The organism is Lutibacter litoralis, assembly GCF_014646675.1.
Taxonomy (GTDB): Bacteria; Bacteroidota; Bacteroidia; order Flavobacteriales; family Flavobacteriaceae; genus Lutibacter; species Lutibacter litoralis.
The window spans coordinates 174,557-198,266 of the sequence record NZ_BMNS01000008.1 but is presented as its reverse complement, the minus strand read 5'-3'; the positions used below and the strand labels follow the sequence as shown (position 1 = coordinate 198,266).

General features: G+C 29.9%; 15 protein-coding genes and 1 tRNA gene. 11 read left to right on the top strand and 5 right to left on the bottom strand.

Features of this window, described 5'->3' with window-relative positions; all coding sequences use genetic code 11:
* Positions 1-175 precede the first annotated feature (175 nt).
* The 8 genes from nhaD to IEW75_RS13465 all read left to right on the top strand — a co-directional run bounded on the left by nhaD (position 176) and on the right by IEW75_RS13465 (position 7,554).
* Positions 176-1,540 (top strand): sodium:proton antiporter NhaD, encoded by a 1,365-nt coding sequence (nhaD, locus tag IEW75_RS13500; RefSeq protein WP_134249238.1) that lies wholly within the window; start codon positions 176-178, stop codon positions 1,538-1,540.
* Positions 1,541-1,582: 42 nt separating this feature from the next.
* Positions 1,583-2,275, top strand: coding sequence for a MotA/TolQ/ExbB proton channel family protein (locus IEW75_RS13495; protein WP_188704064.1), 693 nt, complete (start codon positions 1,583-1,585; stop codon positions 2,273-2,275).
* Positions 2,276-2,388: 113 nt separating this feature from the next.
* On the top strand, positions 2,389-2,781 hold the full coding sequence (locus IEW75_RS13490; protein ID WP_134249235.1) for an ExbD/TolR family protein: 393 nt from the start codon (positions 2,389-2,391) through the stop codon (positions 2,779-2,781).
* Positions 2,782-2,844: 63 nt separating this feature from the next.
* Positions 2,845-3,678 carry an energy transducer TonB gene (locus IEW75_RS13485; protein ID WP_229714463.1) on the top strand — a complete coding sequence of 278 codons (834 nt, stop codon included), beginning with the start codon at positions 2,845-2,847 and terminating at the stop codon, positions 3,676-3,678.
* Between the two features lie 6 nt (positions 3,679-3,684).
* Positions 3,685-4,902, top strand: coding sequence for a bifunctional folylpolyglutamate synthase/dihydrofolate synthase (locus IEW75_RS13480; protein ID WP_134249233.1), 1,218 nt, complete (start codon positions 3,685-3,687; stop codon positions 4,900-4,902).
* A 265-nt stretch (positions 4,903-5,167) separates the two neighbouring features.
* Positions 5,168-5,983 (top strand): hypothetical protein, encoded by an 816-nt coding sequence (locus tag IEW75_RS13475; RefSeq protein WP_134249232.1) that lies wholly within the window; start codon positions 5,168-5,170, stop codon positions 5,981-5,983.
* A gap of 581 nt (positions 5,984-6,564) precedes the next feature.
* The gene (locus IEW75_RS13470; RefSeq protein ID WP_134249231.1) at positions 6,565-7,323 is read left to right on the top strand and encodes a hypothetical protein; all 759 of its coding nucleotides are present in this window, start codon (positions 6,565-6,567) and stop codon (positions 7,321-7,323) included.
* A 153-nt stretch (positions 7,324-7,476) separates the two neighbouring features.
* Positions 7,477-7,554: transfer RNA gene (locus IEW75_RS13465), tRNA-Val, on the top strand.
* 99 nt (positions 7,555-7,653) lie between these two features.
* Here IEW75_RS13465 and IEW75_RS13460 read toward each other — a convergent pair.
* Positions 7,654-8,229, bottom strand: a complete 576-nt coding sequence (locus IEW75_RS13460) for a hypothetical protein (protein WP_134249230.1) — start codon at positions 8,227-8,229, stop codon at positions 7,654-7,656.
* A gap of 599 nt (positions 8,230-8,828) precedes the next feature.
* Between IEW75_RS13460 and IEW75_RS13455 the strand changes: the two genes are divergently transcribed.
* From IEW75_RS13455 to IEW75_RS13445, 3 genes are all read left to right on the top strand, one after another.
* Complete coding sequence (locus tag IEW75_RS13455; protein WP_134249229.1) at positions 8,829-9,683, top strand: DUF4382 domain-containing protein; 855 nt, start codon at positions 8,829-8,831, stop codon at positions 9,681-9,683.
* 528 nt (positions 9,684-10,211) lie between these two features.
* Positions 10,212-13,391 (top strand): T9SS type A sorting domain-containing protein, encoded by a 3,180-nt coding sequence (locus IEW75_RS13450; RefSeq protein ID WP_134249228.1) that lies wholly within the window; start codon positions 10,212-10,214, stop codon positions 13,389-13,391.
* Between the two features lie 5 nt (positions 13,392-13,396).
* Positions 13,397-14,095: a fibronectin type III domain-containing protein gene (locus IEW75_RS13445; protein ID WP_134249227.1), complete on the top strand. Its 699-nt coding sequence runs from the start codon at positions 13,397-13,399 to the stop codon at positions 14,093-14,095.
* Positions 14,096-14,153: 58 nt separating this feature from the next.
* On the opposite strand, the gene IEW75_RS13440 is transcribed toward IEW75_RS13445, so the two are convergent.
* The 4 genes from IEW75_RS13440 to IEW75_RS13425 all read right to left on the bottom strand — a co-directional run bounded on the left by IEW75_RS13440 (position 14,154) and on the right by IEW75_RS13425 (position 23,710).
* Positions 14,154-17,480 carry an alpha-amylase family glycosyl hydrolase gene (locus tag IEW75_RS13440; protein WP_134249226.1) on the bottom strand — a complete coding sequence of 1,109 codons (3,327 nt, stop codon included), beginning with the start codon at positions 17,478-17,480 and terminating at the stop codon, positions 14,154-14,156.
* A 78-nt stretch (positions 17,481-17,558) separates the two neighbouring features.
* Positions 17,559-18,863, bottom strand: coding sequence for a SusF/SusE family carbohydrate-binding protein (locus IEW75_RS13435; RefSeq protein ID WP_134249225.1), 1,305 nt, complete (start codon positions 18,861-18,863; stop codon positions 17,559-17,561).
* A gap of 16 nt (positions 18,864-18,879) precedes the next feature.
* Entirely contained in the window at positions 18,880-20,739 is a 1,860-nt protein-coding gene (locus tag IEW75_RS13430) for a RagB/SusD family nutrient uptake outer membrane protein (protein WP_134249224.1), read from the bottom strand.
* 13 nt (positions 20,740-20,752) lie between these two features.
* A complete protein-coding gene (locus IEW75_RS13425) occupies positions 20,753-23,710 on the bottom strand; it encodes a SusC/RagA family TonB-linked outer membrane protein (protein ID WP_134249223.1) in 2,958 nt (985 codons plus the stop codon).

Here is a 23,710-nt window from a genome sequence, read left to right as displayed (position 1 = left end):
AGGTTAATTTTTATTAAATCTATAAATGAGATGAAATACGAATCGGTTTATATTTAAAAAATAATTGTTGTTGCAAAAACTTTTAAAAGCCACATAAGTTTTTACTATATTTGTAGGTCTTTTAAAAAGTACTTTCAAACTAATATATTAACCAAATTAATTTACAGAAACCTCAATGGAAACGCTTATTATTATAATATTTATAGTAGGATATTTAGCAATTACTTTAGAACATAATTTAAAATTAGACAAGTTAATTCCTGCTTTAGCTATGATGTCTATTTTATGGGCAATGGTGGCTTTTGGAATTGATAATTTTGCAAATTGGTTTGATTCTGGAGCTCATACATTAGTTGAAGGTTTTGCTAGTTTTACAAGTGAAGAAAAACATCATTTGTTAGAAGAGACTTTATTGCATCATTTAGGAAAAACTGCTGAGATTTTATTCTTCTTATTAGGTGCAATGACGATTGTTGAAATTATTGATTATTTTAATGGTTTCGCGACATTTAAAAATTATATTAAAACAAAGAATAAGAAAAAATTATTATGGATTTTTGCTACTTTAGCATTTATTTTATCTGCTATTATTGATAATTTAACAGCTACCATTGTACTAATAACAATTTTACAGAAAATTATTAATGACAGAAATACACGAATATGGTTTGCAGGATTAATAGTAATTGCTGCAAATGCTGGAGGAGCTTGGTCTCCAATTGGTGACGTTACAACTACAATGTTATGGATTGGGAATAAAGTAACAACTTTAAAATTAGTAGAATATTTAATTATTCCTTCATTACTATGTGTTGTAGTTCCTGTATTTATTGCATCATTTTTAAAACCTTTTAAAGGTAATTTAGATATTGTTGAAGGAAAGGAAACAGAAGTAACCAGTAGTTATGGGCCAACAATGTTGTATCTAGGTTTATCAGCAATAATTTTTGTTCCAATTTTTAAAACAGTTACTCATTTACCGCCGTATGTTGGTATGATGCTGTCTTTATCTGTTGTAGGTATTTTTGCAGAGATTTATAGTAGATCTCAATTTAGTATTTCACGGGCTATTGATAAGGAAGGAGATGATTCTCACGGATTTCATAGTCCAATTCATAGATCATTGTCAAGAATAGAAATGCCAAGTGTATTATTTTTCTTTGGTATTTTAATGGCGGTTGCAGCATTAGAATCTTTAGGGATGTTATTTTTGGGTGCTGAATCGTTAAAAGTAATTATTCCAAATACAGATATTGTAATTATGTTGTTAGGAGTTGGTTCTGCAGTAGTTGATAATGTACCGTTAGTCGCAGCGAGTATGGGAATGTTCCAGCAACCAGTAGATGATCATATATGGCATTTTATTGCATATTCTGCCGGTACAGGAGGAAGTATGTTAATTATTGGTTCAGCAGCAGGAGTTGTAGCGATGGGAATGGAAAAAATAAATTTCTTTTGGTATTTTAAAAATATTGCCTGGTTAGCTGCAATAGGTTTTGTTGTTGGAGCAATAGCATTTATGCTTTTAAGACAATTTTAAAGTATTATTCTCGTTTAAGAAAAATAAAATAAAGAAAAATCTATGTTATTAACAATGCTACAAAATTCAGAAGAGTTGTTGAATGAAACTATTTCTGAAGAAAAAACACTTTCAATCTATAAATTAATTATGGATGGAGGCGTTGGAGGTCAGGTTATTATTGCCATTTTAATTGTATTATTGGCCGTTGCACTTTACATTTATTTTGAGCGGTTTTTTGCCATTAAAGCGGCTTCAAAAACCGATAGTAATTTTATGAACCAAATTAGAGACCACGTTTCGCATGGAAAATTAGATTCAGCAAAAGTTCTATGTGCACAAGTTAATTCTCCAGCTTCACATTTAATTGAAAAAGGAATCTCTAGAATTGGAAAACCGTTAGCAGATATTAATACAGCAATTGAAAATGCTGGGAGATTAGAGATTTATAAATTAGAAAAGAATGTCCCAGTATTAGCAACTATTGCTGGTGCGGCACCTATGATTGGATTTTTAGGTACTGTAATTGGTATGATTATAGCAATTCATGAAATTGCAAATGCGGGTGGGCAAATTGATATTAAAATGCTTTCTGATGGATTATATACTGCAATGACAACTACTGTGGCAGGATTAATTGTAGGGATTATTTCATACATACAATACAACCATTTAGTGGTTAGAACTAATAAAGTTGTATACGAAATGGAAGCAAAATCTGTAGAGTTTTTAGATTTATTAAATGAACCTATTTAAAAATGTGGAATAGTTTAAAGGTTTAACTATTAAGTTTTATATATAAAATGGAACTCAGTAAAGCATAATAAACAAACTATTCAACAATTAAACCATTCAACAAAAATTAATATATGGATATTAGAGGTAGAAATAAAATAAATCCGAATTTTAATATGTCGTCTATGACGGATATTGTGTTTTTGCTCCTTATCTTTTTTATGATTACTTCAACATTGGTTACAACAAGTGCTTTGGACATTTTATTACCAAAAGCAAGCGGTAAAACCGAAAACAGACAGTCAACAGCTGTAAGTATTACTAAAAATTTAACCTATTTTATTGATAGTAAAAGAGTGAATGAGAGCAGCTTGGAGCAAAGATTATTAAGTTTATTAGCAGGTAAAGATAATCCAACTATAGTTTTACGTGCCGAGGAAGGAGTTCCTATTGAAAAAGCAGTAAAAATTATGGACATTGCCAACAGAAACAGATTTAAAGTAATATTAGCAGTTAGACCAAAATAAAAAATGTTCAGTTTTTTAAATACAAAACATAAAAGAAAATCCGCAGCTATAACAACCGTTATTATGAGTTTGCTCTTAGTTTTATTATTTTTTGTTGGGATGACCTATTTAGACCCACCAAAAGAATATGGAATTGCAGTAAATTTTGGAACTTCAAATGTTGGGCAAGGAAATGTACAGCCTAAAGAACCGCTGGCTCCAGCACCAGAAAAGACTGAAGAGAAAATTGAAGAAGTAAAACAGGAGGTTCAAGAAGAAATTGTAGAAGAGCGTACAGTTGAAGAAGTACAAGAAGTTTCTGAAGATGTTGCAACACAAGAATCCGAAGAATCAATTGCAATAAAAAAAGCGCAAGAAGTTAAGAAAAAGGCTGATGAAATGGCTAAAAAAGCCCAATTAGAAAAAGAAAGAATAGAGCAAGAAAGACAAGCAGCAATCGCTAAGCAAAAAGCAGAGGAAGCGGCTAAAAGAAGAAAACTAGACGCTTTAATTGGTGGTGTTAGTAATTCAGAAGGAACAGCAACAGGAGGTGAGGGAAATGATAATGAAGCCGGTGATAAAGGTAAAATTACAGGAGACCCAAATGCTGATGGTTATTATGGAAATGGTGGTAGTGGTGGAAATGGAGATTATAATTTAGGAGGAAGAAAACCATTAAGTAAACCAAAACCAAACTACATTTGTAACGAAGAAGGTTTAGTTGTTGTTAGGATTGAAGTAGATACAAACGGACGGGTAATTAAAGCTACCGCTGGAGTTAAAGGCTCAACTAATACGGCAAGTTGTTTACTAACCCAAGCGAAAGTAGCTGCCTTAAAAACAACCTGGCAAGCAGATGCGAATGCGCCATCAAAACAAGTAGGAACTATAAAATATAGGTTTTCATTATCTCAATAATTTTTAATGGATTATAACAACACCCTCAATTGGATGTTTTCTCAATTGCCAATGTATCAACGGCAAGGACAAACAGCCTTTAAAAAAGATTTAACCAACAGTTTAGCATTGTCTAGGCATTTATATTATCCCGAAAAAAAGTTTAAAACCATTCACGTTGCTGGTACTAATGGCAAAGGTTCCACAAGTCATATGTTGGCTTCTGTTTTACAAGAATCTGGGTACAAGGTTGGTTTGTACACATCACCACATTTAAAAGATTTTAGAGAACGTATAAGAGTTAATGGGAAAGTTATTAAGAAAATTGATGTTATAAATTTCATTAAAAAAAATAGCGAATTCTTTTCAACTTATAAATTGTCTTTTTTTGAAATGACTGTTGGTTTAGCATTCGATTATTTCGCAAAACAACACGTGGATATTGCAATTATTGAAGTAGGCTTAGGAGGAAGGTTAGATTCTACAAATATTATAACTCCAGAAATTTCAGTAATTACAAATATTGGTTTAGATCATACACAGTTTTTAGGTGAAACATTACCAGAAATTGCTTTTGAAAAAGCAGGAATTATAAAGTCAAATATTCCAGTTGTAATTGGTGAATTTCAAAAAGAAGTATTTCCTGTTTTTGAAAAAATAGCAAAAGAAAATAATGCCCCATTGTTTTTAGCATCAAATGTGAATGCATCAAATTTTGAAACAGATTTAAAAGGAACTTACCAACAACATAATTTAAAAAACGTTGTAAAAACTATTGAAGTATTAAAAGATAAGGGTTTTACTATTTCAGAAGAAAATTTAAAAAAAGGGCTGTTAAATGTAAAAAAAAATACAGGACTTTTGGGGAGATGGCAAATTTTAAATCAACAGCCAAAGACAATATGTGATACGGGTCATAATAAAGAAGGGTTGACCTATGTTTTAAAACAATTACACCAAGAGAAATTTAATGAGTTACACTTTGTATTTGGAGTTGTAAACGATAAAGACTTAAAAGAAATACTTCCAATATTTCCTAAAAGCGCAACCTATTATTTTTGCAAACCAAATATTCCGAGAGGATTAGAAGCTCCAGAATTACAGCAAAAATGTGCTCCTTATGGTTTAAACGGAGCTATTTATAATTCAGTCCAAGGAGCTTATAAAAATGCTTTAAAAAATGCGAAAAATGAAGATCTTATTTTTATTGGAGGAAGTACTTTTGTAATTGCTGAAGTAATATGATTAACGAGATCTTTCACCTTTATTTTTATCTTTTTAAATAAATAATTATTTTTTTTAGCAAAAAAATGTTAAATTGTTATTGATAATTTGATCTTAAAAGCAATTGCATTTTTACTATTGCTTTGTGTTAACCTCATATGTTAAGGAGTAAGTTTTATTAATCTAAATTTATAAAATTACCCATTCTATTAATTTTTCAAAATACGGCAGTCTATTATATTTATCTTTAAATAGGGTTTTAGATGCTAACTAAACTACAAATATTATGAGAACAATAAAAAAAATTTTCTTAGGAGTAATGGCCATTACATTTTTATTTAACATTAAAGCTAATGGGCAAGAAAAATCTGAAAAGGATGTGGCAGAAACATTTAAACCTGTATTTATTACAGTAACAAAAACTCAAAGAATTATGGATCCTGATAATGATTTTGGTGAGTGGTTGAAAATTGAAAAGGAATATTTTGATAAGGTAATTATGAAGAATGATTTAATTATTGGATCAGGAGTTTATTTTCATTATTTCACTCCTGATGACTCGGAAGTATTATTAGTTAGCATATATAAAAATTGGGCTGATATTGAAAAGGCTACTCAGATTACGGGTAAATTGATTGATGAAGCTTGGCCAAACCTTGAAGAAAAAAGTAATTTTTTAAAAAAGCAAAATAATCATTATGAAGATGAGCATAGTGATGAAATTTATGTTTCATTACCTTATACTAAAGAGTTGGAATCTAAATCGGACAAGCCCTTAATTTACTATTTAAAAAGAAATGAATTAGGTGATGGAGGATCTGGGTTTAAAGAATATTTTGAAAACGTGACAATGAAAAATTCATATATTAAAGGTTATTACACACATAGACATAGATGGGGCTCTAATAGTAAGGATGCTATTGAGATGTTTGTATTTGATAATTTTGCTGATATTGAGAAATCTTTTCAAGAAAATGAGAGATTAATTAATGAGCATTGGAGCGATGAGAAAGCAAGAGAAGCATTTTTTAAAGAGTATGATAAGCTATTTACCAGGCATGGTGACTTTATTTATAGAAATGTGCCCGAGCTTCATAAGTAAAATTTGTTTTATTTCAATTACAACTAGAGAAGTTTAATAAATTACACTATATATTTGAAAGAGAAACATTGGAAGAATTATAAGGAATTCTTCCAATGTTTCAGAATAATTCTACATATTTTTTTTGTAAACCAAATATTCCGAGAGGTCTAGAAGCTAAAATACTTCAGCAACAATCTATTCAATTCAGTTTAAAAGGAAAAGTTTAGAATTCCGTTGAACAGGCTTATTCTGAAGCTTTAAAGACAGCAGATAAAGATAATTTAATTTTTATAGTAGAAAGTACTTTTGTTGTAGTATAAATGATATGGTAATTTGTGTTTTTAATAGCAGTCTGTATTTAATTTTATCAATATGTTTTTTTATTAAAATAAAAAGTGATATATTTCTAAAATAAACTCCTAAAAATTATTGATTTAACAATCGCTCAATGAATTATTTTTATATATAATACTCCTTTTTTCATTGAAAATTATTTTATTATTTGTTTCATTAATAATTTGCTTTTGAATACTAACTAAATTATATATATTATGAAAACAATTAAAAATTTATTGCTTGGGATTTTTGTATTATCAATTATGTTTACTTCAAAATTGTATTCCCAAGAGGCTAAAAAAGAGGAATTCAAACCGGCTTATATGGTTGTAACAACGGTTCACAGGAGTAGTGATCCCAATGTTGATTTTTCAGATTGGATGAAAACTGAAAAGGAATACTTTGATAATGTGACCATGAAAAATGATCTAATCTTAGGGTACGGAGTTTATTTTCATTATTTCACTCCAGATGATTCTGAAGTAAAATTAGTTACGATTTATAAAAACTGGGAAGATATTAATAATGCTACTGAAGTTACAAATAAATTAATAGATGAAGCTTGGCCAAATGAAGAGGAAAGAGATGCTTTTTTTGATAAAAAAGCCAGTTATTACTCTAATCATCATAGTGATGAAATATATATGACTACACGTTATTCTAAACCTACAAAGTTAGATGGGGAGAAACCATTAATTTTTTATGTTAAAGTAAACAAAAGAGGATCTGGTGGAGGTTCAGGCTGGAATGAGTATTTCGAGAATGTGACTATGAAAAATGACTATATAAAGGGTTATTATACTCATGTCCATAGATGGGGAGTAGATAGTAATGACATGATTGAAGCATTTGCTTTTGAAAGTTTAGGAGATATAGAGAAATCTTTTGAAGAAGAAGGTAGACTTATTAATGAGCATTGGTCGGATGAGGATAAGAGAAAAGAGTTTTTTAAAGGGTACAATAAAATATTTGCTGGTCATGGAGACTACATTTATTCCAATGTACCAGAATTAGTAAAATAATAGAATTTTAAATTATATTATTGACGCTGAACTAGTTGGTTCAGCGTTTTTTTATAGTTATTTTTAAATTTTTAAATAGATAAAAAAATAAATAAAATTTTTAATAAAAAGCTTTGTGTAATAAGAAATGTATTATATATTTGCATCCGCTTAGGGCAATTAGCTCAGTTGGTTCAGAGCACCTCGTTTACACCGAGGGGGTCGGGGGTTCGAATCCCTCATTGCCCACCAAAGTAAAATCCTACTAGAAATAGTAGGATTTTTTGTTTATAATAACCAATCTTGTGGGGATGGTTGGTTAATTAATATTGTTAGATTATAATTAAGGCTTTATTCAATTAAAGTGTAATCGTTTGTAAATTCAATAATACCATCACATTCAGAGACAATTCCTTTTATTTTATGTGTGCCTCCTTGGGGAGATTGAGAAACTACCAATAATATGGTGTGATCTTCAAATACAGTTACAGTTCCTAAGTATGTTTGTGGATCTATAGGACCATTCGAAGTATATCCAGAACCAGTAATGGTCCCATCAGGATGAATTCTGATGTTTAAAACAGCTCCATTATCACGATGAATAATATAATAACCTTCTGTAGAAAAAGGATACTTATCTTTTTCTACATGTGTACCATAATCTGTCATATGATTAGCCAGATGTTTTACTACAGCTTCTGGAGCTATTGAAATTGATACGTACATTTCATTTTCAGCATCCCAGTGGCAAATATTCACCTTTTCCTTTTCACCTTTAGCTGATGTTACTTGGTCACCTTTAGATAATAATAATTCTCCATTTTGCACAGCTTGTAATTCTTCTATCTCTATAGAAGCTTTTTCACAAGCAATAATGGTTACAAGTATCATAGTTATACCTGCTAATAAATAATAAAACTTTTTCATGATATATAAATTTAAATTAATAATTCAATTTTAGAATTGAGGTTACTAACAGGGTTTTATAAACATTAAAATAGGGGTGCAATTTTTTTTATGGGGATACTAAATGTACTAAATATTTTATAAAAGGGAAAAACTAAATTACAATTTTATATAATTTTTTTTAATTATAAATAGTTAAAAATCAAATTAATAGATTCTAGTGAGGTTACATGTCCTAATTTTAATGGATGATATAATGAACCACTAAAGTAAGCCCTCATTGCCTAAAGAACAGAAGCCCTGCCAGAAAAAGTAAATTTTTTTATGTCAAATATTAATCTTACATTATAACAACGAGTGAGCTTTATTTCAAAATGACATACAGTCAAATACTAAATCTTAATTTGAAAACGTTCTGTTGGTATGGTTTTTGGAGAATATCAAGTTATACAGTATGGATGGTAGTTATTTGCACAAAAAAAATATTATAAAATAAATGTTTAGGTGAATCTAAAGTGTGGGTTATATAACTATACAATTAAATTATGTAACGGTCTTCTCCTGACAAGAGCCTATCTTTGCACTAAAAATAAATGTTTAATTAAAAATTAAAAGAGATAATGTTAAAAAAAATTTATTTTACAGCCATTGCAATAATGGTTGTAATGATTGGATTTCAAAGTTGTGACAGTGATGATACAGATAGCAGAACTGCAAGGGTTCAATTAAAATTAGTTGATTTACCTGGTGATTATTTAGAGGTAAATGTTAATATAATTGATGTTCAATATAATAATTCAGAAGATGAAGAAGGATGGAGAAGTTTTGAAAGTTTTGAAGGAGCACAACTAGTTAATTTAACAGAACTTGTAGGTGGAGTTAATTTGGTATTGTCAAATGAAATTATTCCAGCAGGAACCTTAAAACAAATTAGATTGGTTTTAGGAGATGGAAACACTGTTAAAATAGAAGGTGAAATTGAGGGAGAAGGAGAAACATTTTCTCTTGATACACCAAGCGCTCAACAATCGGGGTTAAAATTAAATTTAAATGAAGAATTAGAAGCAGGGTTTTCTTATACTTTTATTTTGGATTGGGATGTTCAAAAATCAATTGTAAAAACAGGATCTGATAAGTATATTTTAAAGCCTGTAATTAGAGTTGAAGCAGAAACAAACTCAGGAAGTATAGAAGGCGTTGTAACAGGAGCTAAAACAGATGATGGTGTTGAAGGAGCAGTTCAATTAAACAATGTTGTAGTGGAATTGTATAAATCTGGTGCAAATGAAGGAGATGAACCAATTGCAACCACAACTACAAATGAAGAAGGTTATTTTATTTTTGAAGGTTTACCTCCAACTAATTATGAAATTGAGATTGAAATTGAAGGATATGTTAAGTTTGAATTAGAGGATATAACAGTAATTGTGGGTGAAATAAAAGATGCTGGAAGTATTGAACTAATAGTTTTTTAAAAAGAATGATATTATAAAACATCAAATCCTACTAGAAATAGTGGGATTTTTTATGCGTATTCATAAATTCATACAAAAGTTTATTTTTTTTTGGAAGCTTTTATTATGAATTTTAAGAAGAATGATTTAAATCATAGTTTAGTTATGTTACTTAAGTTACTTTTGTCACATAGATTTAGTTATCTATATCTTTTTCATAGCAATTTTCCCTCTGAGCGCCCAGCTTAAGAGGGTTTTTTTTATGGATATTATTTGCTAAGAAAAAATATTAATATTAGTTTAAACTATTTTAAAGTTTTTTAAACTTCAAAAAATATTGATTTAGTATAATTTTTATAAATAATCGTTCAATAAAATCGTCTTACTTTAAAGGTTTTTCTAAATTTTTATGAGCAAAGATATTTTATAAAATAGTTCAATTCATCAAATATAAATTATGATTTATATCACCAATCAAATTGATGAATATCATTAGTTATCATACTTTCTGATTGTAATTTCAAGCTATAAAAAATAATTTTTACAGTTTTGAAAAAGAATTATATAACTTTCGTATTAGCATTTTTTTTAATAAGTAATGCCCTTTCTAAAAATACATTTATAAATCAAACATTTATACCTGATGACAATTTTGAGCAAGCATTAATAGATTTAGGTTATGATAATGTACTGGATAATTATGTGCTTACAAGTAATATTAATAAAATCAATTCATTAGATTTAGAGTCAAAGGGAATTAGTGATTTAACTGGAATTGAAGATTTTATTGAACTTACAGAATTAAACTGCTTTGATAATCTAATTTCTACAATAAATTTAAGTAAAAACACAGCATTAAAACAATTAACACTTTGGAAAAATCAACTTTTAAGTTTAGATATTAGCAAAAATTTGGCTTTAACGTATTTGGATTGTGAAGATAATCAACTTTCAGAGTTAGATATAAGTAATAATACTGCTTTAAAAACTTTATATTGTGGGGTAAATTTTCTCACAAATTTAAATATTAGTAAAAATATTGCTTTACTTGAAGTAGATTGTTTTAACAATCAAATAACTTCAATAGATGTAAGTAAAAATGCTAAATTAACAACTTTAGTGGTTTGGTTAAATGGACTTACAAGTTTAGATATTAGTGCAAATTTAGATTTGACATATTTAGATTGTGATAATAACCAACTTTCCTATCTAAATACTAATAACAATAAATATTTAGAAACGCTGTATTGTGGTATAAATTTATTAACTAGTTTAAATGTAACTAACAATACAGCTTTAACAGAATTATATTTTTATTACAATAAGATTAAAAGTATTAATTTGAGTTCCAATAAAAATTTAGTGTACTTAGACTGCGAGGGAAATGAACTTAGCAGTTTATATTTAGAAAACAATACAGCTTTAGAATCTTTATATTGTGGCGTTAATTTATTAACAAATTTAGATGTAAGTAAAAATATTGCTCTATATGAATTAGATTGCTACAACAATCAATTAACATCAATTGATGTGAGTAATAATACCGAATTAACGGCATTAATTGTTTGGCTAAATAAATTAACAAGTTTATCTTTAAGCACAAACAAAGCTTTGCAATATTTAGACTGTGAAGAAAATTACCTAACTGCTTTAAATTTAAGTAATAACACAAACTTAGAATCTTTATATTGTGGTGTAAATTCACTCACAACTCTAGATGTGAGTAAAAATATTGCTTTAACTGAATTAGACTGCTACAACAATCAATTAACTAACATTGATGTAACTAAAAACACATTATTAACTTCATTAATAGTATGGCTAAATAAAATAACAGCTATAGATGTAAATTCAAATAAATTATTACAATATTTAGATTGTGAAGATAATGAACTTAGTAGTTTAGAAATAAGTAACAATACAGCTTTAGAAACCTTATACTGTGGTGTAAATTCACTCACAAATTTAGATGTAAGTAAGAATATAGTTTTAACTGAATTAGATTGTAGTTGGAATCAACTAACCTCAATAGATGTAAGTAAAAATGTTTTGTTGACTAGGTTAGTCATATGGATAAATAATGTTAAGAGTCTAAATTTAAATACGAATATTGATTTAGAATATTTAGATTGTGAAGATAACGAAATTTCAAGTTTAAATTTAAGCAGCAATACAGCTTTACATACTCTGTTTTGCGGAGCTAATTTATTGACAAGTATAGATGTGAGTAAAAATAGTGCGTTAAAAGAATTAGACTGTTACAATAACAATTTAACAGCACTTGATGTAAGTGAAAATAGTTTGTTAACTACATTGGTGGTTTGGCTAAATCAATTGGTAAGTGTAGATGTAAGTAATAATCTAGATTTAAATTATTTAGATTGTGAAGAAAATCAACTGACTGGTCTAGAGGTTTTTAATAATATTGAGTTATTAGATTTAATAATTAAAAATAATCAGATTTCAGGAGCAATTGACCTAACTAATAACACAAAATTAATTTATTTAAATGCCCTAAATAATTCTAAATTAGCTTGTATTCAAGTGAATCAATCAATAATTAATGAAATTCCTATTGACTGGGAGAAAGATGAGACAACTAGTTATAGTATAGATTGTTCAGAAAGCGAACCAGATGATGATGAGGATGGCATTATGAATGATACAGATTTATGCCCAAATACTCCAATTGGAGAAGCAGTAGATTTTAATGGTTGTTCAGAAAGCCAATTGGATGAAGATGAGGATGGTATTATGAATGATATAGATTTATGTCCGGATACAGCAATTGGAGAAGTAGTAGATTCTAATGGCTGTGCAGAAAGCCAATTAGACGATGATGATGATGATGATGAGGATGGTATTATGAATAATATAGATTTATGCCCAGATACAGCAATTGGAGAAGCAGTAGATTCCAATGGTTGTTCGGAAAGCCAACTAGATGATGATGAGGATGGTATTATGAATGATATAGATTTATGTCCTGAAACACCATATGGAGAAGCCGTAGATTCCAACGGTTGCTTCTTTTTACCATCAAATAATTTTACTATTGAAACATTAAGTGAATCATGTCCAAATAAAAGTAATGGAGAACTATTTATTTCAGCATTAAATATGAATTATAATTATATTTTTTCAATTAATGGGACAAATTATAATTTTACAAAAGACATTACAGTTTCAGAACTATCAGCAGGCAATTATGAATTTTGTATCTCAATTCCAGATTATGATAATTTCTCACAATGTTATGCAATAGTAATTGATTCTGGAATAATAATTTCAGCAAAATCAAGTATAGAATCAAATCTAGCAACCGTTGAAATAATTGAAGGAACAGCTCCTTATACTATTTTTATTAACGGAAAAGAATTGTTTAAAACAGGTAATTCATCGTTTAATTTTATTGTAAAACATGGAGACCAAATTGAAGTTAAAACAGCAAATACTTGTGAAGGAACATTAATAAAAGCAGTTGATTTATTTGATGAGTTATTAGTTTACCCAAATCCAACAAAAGGTAAATTTGAAATTTTGGTTCCTATTTTATTAGAGAATGTTAAAATTGAAGTATATACTTTGAACTCACAATTAATTTCGAGTGAAAATTATGAAGTGATAAACGGAAAAGTTCAAATGAATATTGAGAACAAAGCTGCAGCAATTTATATTATTAAAATTTATTTAGAGAACGTAGTTACTTTAAAAATTATAAAACAATAACTACCATGAAGAAAGTTAAGTTTATTCTATTGTTTTGTACAATAATTTGGTCATGTGGAGGAGGTAATGGAGGAGATGAAATACCAATTCCAACGCCTGTAAACAAAGCGCCATCTATACCTTTATTAATATTTCCAACGGACAATTTGTTATGTATAGATAATGTATTGAACTTTAATTGGAGTCCTTCAATAGATCCAGAAGGAGATGTTTTAACATACCAGATTCAAGTAGCAGATGATAATTTGTTTACTCAAATTGTTCATTCTTTAAATAGTTCTTTTACAGAACAAACTATATCTTTAAGCAAAGGACGTACTTATTATTGGCGTGTAAAATCTATTGACAGTAAAAATTTAGAAAGTAGTTTTTCATCTGTATTTAGTTTTTATACTGATAGGGAAGGTGAATTAAATCACCTTCCCTTTTCTCCATTTCTTGTGGCGCCTACATTAAATTCAATTCAAGATACAACGATAATTTCATTAGAATGGACAGCAAATGACGTTGATAATGACCCTTTACTATTTGATGTTTTTTTTGGAATAAATAATCCGCCTAATGTAAAAATAGCGGAAAATCTAATTATTAATACTTTCAGCGTTGTCACTGAATCGTCTAAAAATTATTATTGGAAAGTTGTTGTTGAAGATGATAAAGGTGGTCGAACAATTGGACAAACTTGGAATTTTAAAACGGATTAAACCCTAAAGATTTAATTTAAATTTTTAAGTGTATTCTAAATCTTTAATGTTAAAGAGTTTATTGTTTCACTATTTTTAATAGTTTAACATCTTCTAAATATACTTTTGCAAAATACAATCCAGATGGATTATTTTCTAAGTTAAGCTGCACTTTTCCATATAAAACAGGATATGCTTTAGATGAAATTAATTGAGATTGTACATTGTAAATTTCAATTGTCACCTCTTTTTTAGTTGTTGGTAATGTTATTTCAAATGGACCTTGTGTAGGATTTGGGTATGCAATTATTTCTTCTAATAAATTTATTTTTTTTGAGTAAACTCCTTCACAAGTAACCGCAGTTTTAACGGCAACAACATCACCATTTTTAATAGGAACCATAAATTCTGGTGCATACGTATCAAAAACAAGTTTGTTATTTACAAATACCTGAAAAGGTGCAGTTCCTTTTGTAATTTGAATAGCTGCTGCTTTAGAATTTAAGGTAGTTTTTCCAGATGCTATTACACCTTCTTTAATAGTAACAGCATAACATTGTTTGTAAGTTTCACCAATTATTTCAATACAGAAATTGTATGTTTTGGGTGCTAAATCTGTTACTAAAAGAGGTGTGTTATTTGAGAAATTATATTTTTTTCCATCTATGGTAACAATATAGTTATAAGCCTCAACAGCAGTAATACTTATTTGACCACTGTTTTTATCGGGACAAGTTTCTCCAATAGCTTCAATAGTAAAATTGTTTGCAGCAATGCTAAAATCAGCACAACCTGTTGTATTTACACTTTGTCCTAAAGGTGTATTGGGACATAAATCTATGGAATCTGCAACGCCATCTTTATCGCTATCATCTAACGCAGTTCCCCCGCGAGGATCCAATATTTTTTTAGAAGTATATAATTTATATTCTCCGGGATTTAAAGTAATGGATTGTGTGGTATTAGAAACAGTATTTTCATCTCCAGTAAAATATTCGAACCAAGTTCCTGTTTTGCTGAAGTTGGTAGTAATAGATTTACTTGTTACATCAAAATTACCAACAATAACAACATCAAAAGAACTGTGTTTTAATACAATACTTTTTGTTAAACCACCTACATTTAATGTGAAATCTGACGTGTTAAATACTTCTGGATATTTGGTTTTAAAAGCAATCATTGTTGCCCAGATAGTATAAATCTGATTTCTGTTAACATTATCTTTATATTCCCATTTTATAGGTTTTCGACCAACTCTTCCATTTTCATCAATAGAAATATCGTATCCTAATTCTCCAAATTGCCAGATCATTTTTGGTCCAGGAATGGTAAATAGAAACATTCCGGCAAGTTCTTGTCTAGCTAAAGCTGTAGTTAAATTTTTTACGGAATAATCGTCACTAGAATTTCCAAATTGAAGGTTTTTATACATTAAGCGTTCTTCATCGTGGCTTTCCATATAACCAATTAGGTTTGGATTGTTCCAACCGCGGTTTTTATATGAAATCCAAGAAATATCAGTTTTAATTCCATCTGAAGGATTTGTATCTTCATAGCCCATAGTATTTTCGTTATAACTATGGTTCATATTTCCCCAAAGCATTATACCATAATTTGCCAATTCAGTTTCTTCAACATTATCTGATAAATGCTCAAAAATAACATATGGTTTGTTTGAAGGGCTGTGATTCCAAACAACATCTGCATAATTTTTTAAAATTTCAATACGTTTTGCATCGTAATTTCCTCCCCAAGGATCAGAAGAAGTATGAATTGTATTAGAAAATCCTTTTGTGAAGTCAAACCTAAAGCCATCAATTTTATATTCGGTCATCCAATATTCTAAAACTTCATTAAAAAAGGAAACTGTATAAGGCGATTCGTGGTTGAAATCTGAACCCCAATGTGCATCGGTATTGGCTACAAAATTATGATCTGTATTGTACCAAGGATTGTCTGCTGCAGGTTTATTATTTGCGCTATTCCAATACATTTGAACTAACGGAGATTGTCCGTACGAATGATTAAAAACAACATCAGATAAAACTGCAATACCTCTTTTGTGACATTCATCAACTAATTTTTTAAACGCATTTTTAGTTCCATAAGCTTTGTCTAAGGCAAAATATAATGCAGGATTATAACCCCAACTATCGGCACCTTCAAACTCGTTAACAGGCATTAATTCAATAGCATTTATGCCTAATTCTTCTAAATAATCAAGTTTTGTAAGTACTTCATTAAAAGAATCACTAAAAGTGAAATCTCGTACATGAAGTTCGTAAATAACTAAATTATCTTGATTAGGTCTTGTAAAATCTGTCACTTCCCAATTATATGCATCTTCATTTATTTTAAAAGTTGAAACATAACCTTCGGTTAAATTGGATGGATATTCTTTTAGGTTTGGATAATTTCCATCATTAATATATTTATCGGTCCAAGGGTCTAATATTTTTTCCGAATAAGGATCGGCAACTTTTATGTCGTAATCGATAAGATATTGATACGCATATTCTGTATCAGCATCCAAATTATTTAAGGTAATCCAAAAGTATTCACCATCTTTATAAAGTTGATAGTTTTCATTAACAGTCCAATTATTAAAATCTCCAATTATTAAAATATCGTTTTTATTGGGAGCTAAAAGCACAAAAGTAGCAGTGCCATCTCCATTGTTATTAAAACCATTAGAAACACCAGTAGGCATTGTTTGGTTTTGTGTAGGACTTTTTACATAGATAGAAATTTCAGTTTCTTTAGTTTCGCTTACAGAAGTTGCGATAGCTTTAATTGTATAAGTTCCTGTTGAAGTAAGAAGAATTGATGTTGAAATGTTTTTAGTGTTTGTAGTAGTTTTTTTTGAAACACCATTTACGAAAAGCTCTAAATCTGCATTTATAGATGCTTCTGCAGTAATATTTACTGAAGTGTTTTTGTTGTAAGCACTTCCATTTGAAGGTTCTGTAAAAGTGATATTTAGACCATCTTCATATAATTTTACAAATAAATCAATTGTTTGTTTATTCGTATCTGAAGACCTAAAAACGAAAGCTAAGTTTGTTATTGTTTCATTTGTTGGAACTCCGTAAAAAGTAGTAACATTAGGAGATATAACTAAAGTATATACATTTGAATTTGAATTATCACGAGTTAGTTTTGCTTTACTAACATTTTCAGTCCATCCGGCAATAACATATTTCCAGTCTTTATTATCTGTTGAATTAGAAGTAATAACACCTGTATGTGCATAAACATCTCCAGTATAACCTTCTAAATCTGTTCCAGTTGCGTCAAACTTTATTGTAATTTCATTTGAAGCAGTTGGAATTGTAGGAACAGTACTAACTTGTGCAAAAGTTATGTTTGAAATTACTAAGAAGAATAAGAGTACTGTTTTTTTCATTTTTAAAGTATTATTTGTTTATAAAAGTAAAGGCTGCTGATACAGCAGCCTTTAGTATAATTATTTAAGCAGCAATTATTAAAGTGCTGTTAATGTGTAAGAAGGTTCATTAGCGTTTCTAAAATCTAAAACAACTTTATAATCTCCAGCAGTAACGCTAATATTATTACCATCATCTTTATCTAGAATACCATCTAAATTAGCATCACCATAATCGTTACCCCAAGCATTATTGGTACGGAATTTAATTTCACCATCAAGTAAAGTTACTCGATTAATTACCCAAACATCATCAAACTCCCAATCACGATTAAATGCAGCATCAGGAGTTGCTCCCCAATCATTATAACCAGAACCTACAATTCCCCAAATATCAATTGGTTCAATAGAATATTGGAATGTATTAAAATCTACAGTAACTAAATAATTACCAGCTGTAACATTAATATTATTATCAGCATCTCTATCTAAAACACCATCTAAGCCAGCATCACCATAATCGTTACCCCATTCATTGTTAGAACGAATTTTCATTTGTCCTTCAAGTAAAGTAACAACAGCTCTCCATTGGTCTGTATATGGGTCATATTCTAACGGTGCATCTGGAGTTGCTCCCCAATCATTATATGCAGAACCTACAATTCCCCAAGAATACGGTTCCATAGTATATGCAAATGTACTAGTATTGAAAGTAATTTTATAGGAACCAGCTTCAACATTAATGTTATTGTCCGAATCTTGATCAAATACACCATCTAAATTAGCATCACCAAAATCGTTACCCCACTCGTTATTAGTACGTACTTTAAATTCTCCAGTTAGTAAGGTTACATATGCAACTATTACATTTGGATCACTTGTTGCGTAGAAAGGTGCATCAGGAGTTGCTCCCCAATCGTTGTAGGCACTTCCAACTACTCCCCATTCTGTAGATAAGTCTAATTTATCTACATATACAGTTGCATTAAAATCTGAAGCATTTGAGGATAGTTCTTTATAATCACTTAAAATGGCTTTTACTTGAACAGATACAGCATATGAAGAACCAGCTTCAAAACCAAATCCTAATAAAATTTTATTTAGTTCAACAGTTTCAAATGTTTTAGATAAATTATTACCTACAGAAACAGTTTTAGAGCCATTAGCAGCGGTTAAAACTACTTGATAGTCTGCACCTGCATCAAAACCATATTCTGGTTCAGTCCAATTAACAGTTAGCACGTCTTGCCCAGCATTGTCTTTTTCTAAAACCACATCACTTGTAGATAAAGTTACAGTAGTAGCAGCATTAGAATTTAACACTGTAAAATCTTCTTTATCACAACTCACTAAAAAGGTTGATGCGATAAATAAAATCAATATGTTATTTATAAATATTTTCATTTTCCTTAGTTTAGAATTAATATCCAGTGTTTTGAGTTAGATTAGGATTTGCATTTAAATCGGTAGCAGGAATTGGAAATAGGTTTAAGTAAGCAGGCGTTGATACACCTTCTTTTACACCACCTTTCCAAGGCCAAACATAGTTTCCGTCTGTAAATTGTCCAAATCTAATTAAGTCAGTTCTTCTATGGCCTTCCCAGTAAAGTTCTCTAGCTCTTTCGTTTAAAATAAAGTCAAGGTTTATAGATGTAACGGTACCAAAATTATCAGCTCTATCTCTTAATTCATTTATATAAGAAATTGCGTTAGCTTCGCTTCCGCCTCCACCTCTTAAGTTTGCTTCAGCATACATTAAATATACATCTGCAAGTCTAAATAAAGGAAAGTCAGTATCAGTAAAATCTCCAGTACTGTCTGAACCAGGATTACCATTTTGATCAACGTTTTTAAATTTAGTAATTGCATACCCATCAGTAAAAGTACTAATAGATTCAATTTCTAATTCTTGACCTTCTGTGTAAAACAATGCTCTTGGGTCTTTTTCTAGTTTAAATTCTTGCGTATTTACATTAACTGTAACTTTGTATAAACCGGCTGATACAGCAATATTACTTCCATCATCACCAAAATCAGTTCCATTCCAAGCGTTATCTTTTCTAAATTTAATTTCACCATCTACAAGGCTTACAAAAGCTTGAAGTACATCGGTAGTATTGGTTTGATGTAAAACAACATCTGGGCCATTCCAACTATTTGGAGTTGCAGAACCTACAATTCCCCAGCTAGTAGCATCACCTATTTTATTATTAGAAGCCATAAGGTCGATTCCAGAATTAAAAGTGTTTACTAAAGCACTTGTTGTTCTATTACCTCCCCAACCTCCGTTGATACCAAATTCGGCTGGATCCATATCACCACCTACAGCAGCGTGAATTAAAAATGTAGTTCCTCCAAATGATTGCGTTCTTAAACCATCAAATGCAATTGGAAAAATAACTCCATTACTGGTATGGTTATCTGCTAAAAATAAATTATCATAAGTAGTTTCTAAACTGTAGCCAGAATTAATTACTTTTTCAGAATAAGTAACACAATCGCTGTATCTTCCAGTTCCAGTATATACTTCTGCATTTAGGTATAATTTTGCTAATAGTGTCCATGCTGCAGCTTGATCAGCTCTTGCATATTCATTTGCTCTAGGAGCAAGCAGCGTTCCTTCAATGGCTAATAATTCACTTTCAATAAAGTTAAATAAATCAGCTCTATCAATTTGTTCTGGAAAGAAGAAACCTACTTCATCATTTTCAGTTACAAATGGAAAGTTTCCAAATAAGTCAATAGCGTGGTAATAACTTAATGCTCTTAAAAAACGAACTTCACTTTTATATACTTGAATGTTTTCTAATAACTGTCCATCAACGCCTCTTGCACTTAATTTACCATCTGTAGTTTCTCTTAGAAAAGCATTACAAGAAGTAATTTGATAGATAATTCTATTGTATAGTGCCGTAACAAATTCGTTACTAGCATTCCAATCGTGTTCGTGATAATCAGGTAAACTTCCATCAGCCCATCCAATTACAGCTTCATCAGTTGTAACTTGTTGTGCTAGCCAGTATTGTCTTAAATATTGACTAAAACCTTCGTCGATACCAGTAATATCTGGTAAACCCGCAGGTCCTTGTTGTCCACTGATAGCTAGACCTGCATAAATTTTAGCTAAAACTTGTTTATATGTAGCTGGGTCATTAAATAACTCATCAGCTAGTATTATGTCCTTGTCTTGAGGAACCGTATCTAAGTCATTTAGACATGATGTTAAAGTAAACAGTGTTACTAAAGTTCCTATTAATATTTTAAAAGAATATTTTTTCATTTTTTTCAGTTAATTAAAAGTTTAAGTTAACTCCAACCATGTAAATTCTTGGTCTAGGGTAGATATTAAAATCGATACCACTACCAACTTCTGGGTCAAGACCTTCATAATCAGTTATAGTTATTAAATTTTGAGCAGTTCCAGAAACAGAAAGGTTTGAAGTTTCTCCAAATACACTACCAAAATCATAACCAATTGATACATTATCTAATTTAATAAATGACGCTTCTTGAACGTAGTAATCAGATAAATATCTATTAGTACCACCATTTATAAAATCTGAATCTAAAATGTTACTAACACCATTTTCAATTACATTTGGAAAACTTGGATTAAGTAATTGATCTCTAAATCCTTTTGCAGAATCAACATTATTATATACATAATTTCCAACGTTACCTCTCCAAGCCATATTAAAGTTCCAATCTTTATATGTTAAATTGGTTGTAAAACCTGCAGTAAAGTCTGCTGTAGGTTTTTCAAATCTGTATCTATCGGCATTACTAATACTTCCATCATTATTTCTATCTACATATACACCTTCAATTGGTTTTCCGTTAGCATCATATACTTGTTGAAATACAAAGAATGCATAAGGACTATATCCAACAGTGTGTCTTTGAATGTAATTACCTACACCACCGTCAAAACCACCAACAGGTACTCCTTCATAATCAGGCCCGTCATTTGTTGTTAGTTGCGTAATTTCTGTATCAGCATATGTAAAGTTAAAGTCAAAATCTAAGTTCAAATCATCACTTCTAATTGCTCTTGTACTTAAAGTAACCTCAATACCTTTATTTTCCATTTTACCAATGTTTGCATTACCAGCATTTGATAAAGAAGAACCTCCAGGGAATGGAATAAAGTTTAATAAATCTTTTGTTTTTCTGAAATATGCATCAACTGCTCCAGATAAAACATTGTCAAATAACCCAAAATCAATACCTGCATTGTAAGTTTCAGTTTCTTCCCATTTTAAAGTTGAGTTAAAAGGTTGTGCTCTAAATGTTGTTAAATAAGAACTACCAAACTGATACTGTGCTGTATTTGTACTAGCTAAATAAGTTGCAATTGCTGGATAGTAATCTCCAATATCTTGCTGACCTGTAATACCCCAACTTAAACGTAATTTAAGGTTGGTAATAGCATCTACATTTTTAATAAATGGCTCTTCATAAATTTTCCACGCAAATGCTGCAGAAGGGAAGTTACCCCATCGGTTACTTTTACTAAATCTAGAAGATCCATCTCTTCTATACGTTAATGTTAATAAGTACTTATCTACAAATGAATATTTTAATCTTCCGAAGAACGATTGTAAATTTAATTCATTATAGTAATCTAATACTTCTGTTAATGCTCTATCTTGAATGTTATTTCTGTCGAAACCTTCATTTTTAAAGTTTTGATAAGAATAACCAACCATAAAATCTAAAGAACTATTAATCGCGTCTAAATCTTTAGCATAATTTAAGTAAAAATCTGATAAAATATTCTTTTTATCTTGTTCAAAATGAGAAATATTTCCTAAAGTAGCAAGTTCTAAATTTGAAGAAGTAGCAGAATCAAATATACTATTGTCTCCATCACTACTAGAAATATCATAACCTAAATTTAAATTAGCTCTTAATTCAGGTAAGAAATGCATTTTATAGTCAAATTGAATGTTACCAATATTTCTGGTTGCATGACTATTATTATTTCTTTGTTCTAATAACGCTAATGGGTTTCTTGGAGCACCAACAGATATTGGATTTCCATTTGCTTGAAGCCATTCAAAATAACCACCATAATTAGGACTATCAGAGTAAACAGGTTGCGTAGGGTCAAATGAAATTGCACTTCCTATTGCGCCAGTATCTCCAAATCTGTTATTGATTAATGATAGTTTGTTGTTAAAATCTATTTTTAAATGATCTTCTAACAACGCTGTACCAATGCTAACAGAGAAAGTTCCTCTTTCAAGATTTGATGTTTTTAAGGTACCTGATTGGTTTGTGTACCCAAATGAAGTTCTAAATTTAAAAGCACCACTACTACCATTTAAACTTAAATTATGACTTGTGCCATAACCTGTTTTAAAAATTTCATCTTGCCAATTTGTATTTGCATTTCCAAGTAAGGCAATGTCAGAAGGTAATCCATTTTCATTTACGTAAGCTCTAAATTGATCGGCAGATAAAGCATCAACCGTATCACTATTGCGGTTTACAGAAAAGTTAGCACTGTAGCTTCCTTGAAGCTCACCGCTACTACCTTTTTTTGTAGTAATAATAATTACACCATTAGAAGCTCTAGAACCGTAAATAGCAGTTGCAGAAGCATCTTTTAAAATAGTGTAAGATTCAATATCATTTGGATTAATAGTGTTAAGCGGGTTTCTAATACCTGCAATTCCATCTTTATCTACAGGAACACCATCAATAATAAACAATGGATCGTTTGATGCATTTAATGAAGACCCACCTCTAATTCTAATTTGTGAACCTCCACCTGGAGCACCACCATCAGATGTTATTTGTACTCCGGCAACTTTACCAGTTAACATTTGATCAGGAGAAACAATTGCTCCTTTATTCAAATCTTTTGCTTTAACTGAAGTAACAGAACCAGTTGCATCTTTAACAGTTGTTACACCATATCCAATAATAACCACTTCGTCTAAAGACTCCGCACTTTCAACCATAGCAACATTAATTGTTGAATTGCTTCCTACGGTTATTTCTTGAGTGTTAAATCCAATATAGGAAAACACTAATACATCTCCAGGTTTAACGTTTTCTATTACATAGTTTCCATCAAAATCTGTTGCTGCTCCTTTAATAGTTCCTTTAATAATAATGCCAACACCAGGTAACGGAGAATTACTTGTAGCTTCAGATACATTTCCTTTTATTGTTTGCTGAGCAAACATAAGCGCTGGAAATAGAAGTATGACACTAAACAAAAAAAATTTAAAATTTTTCAT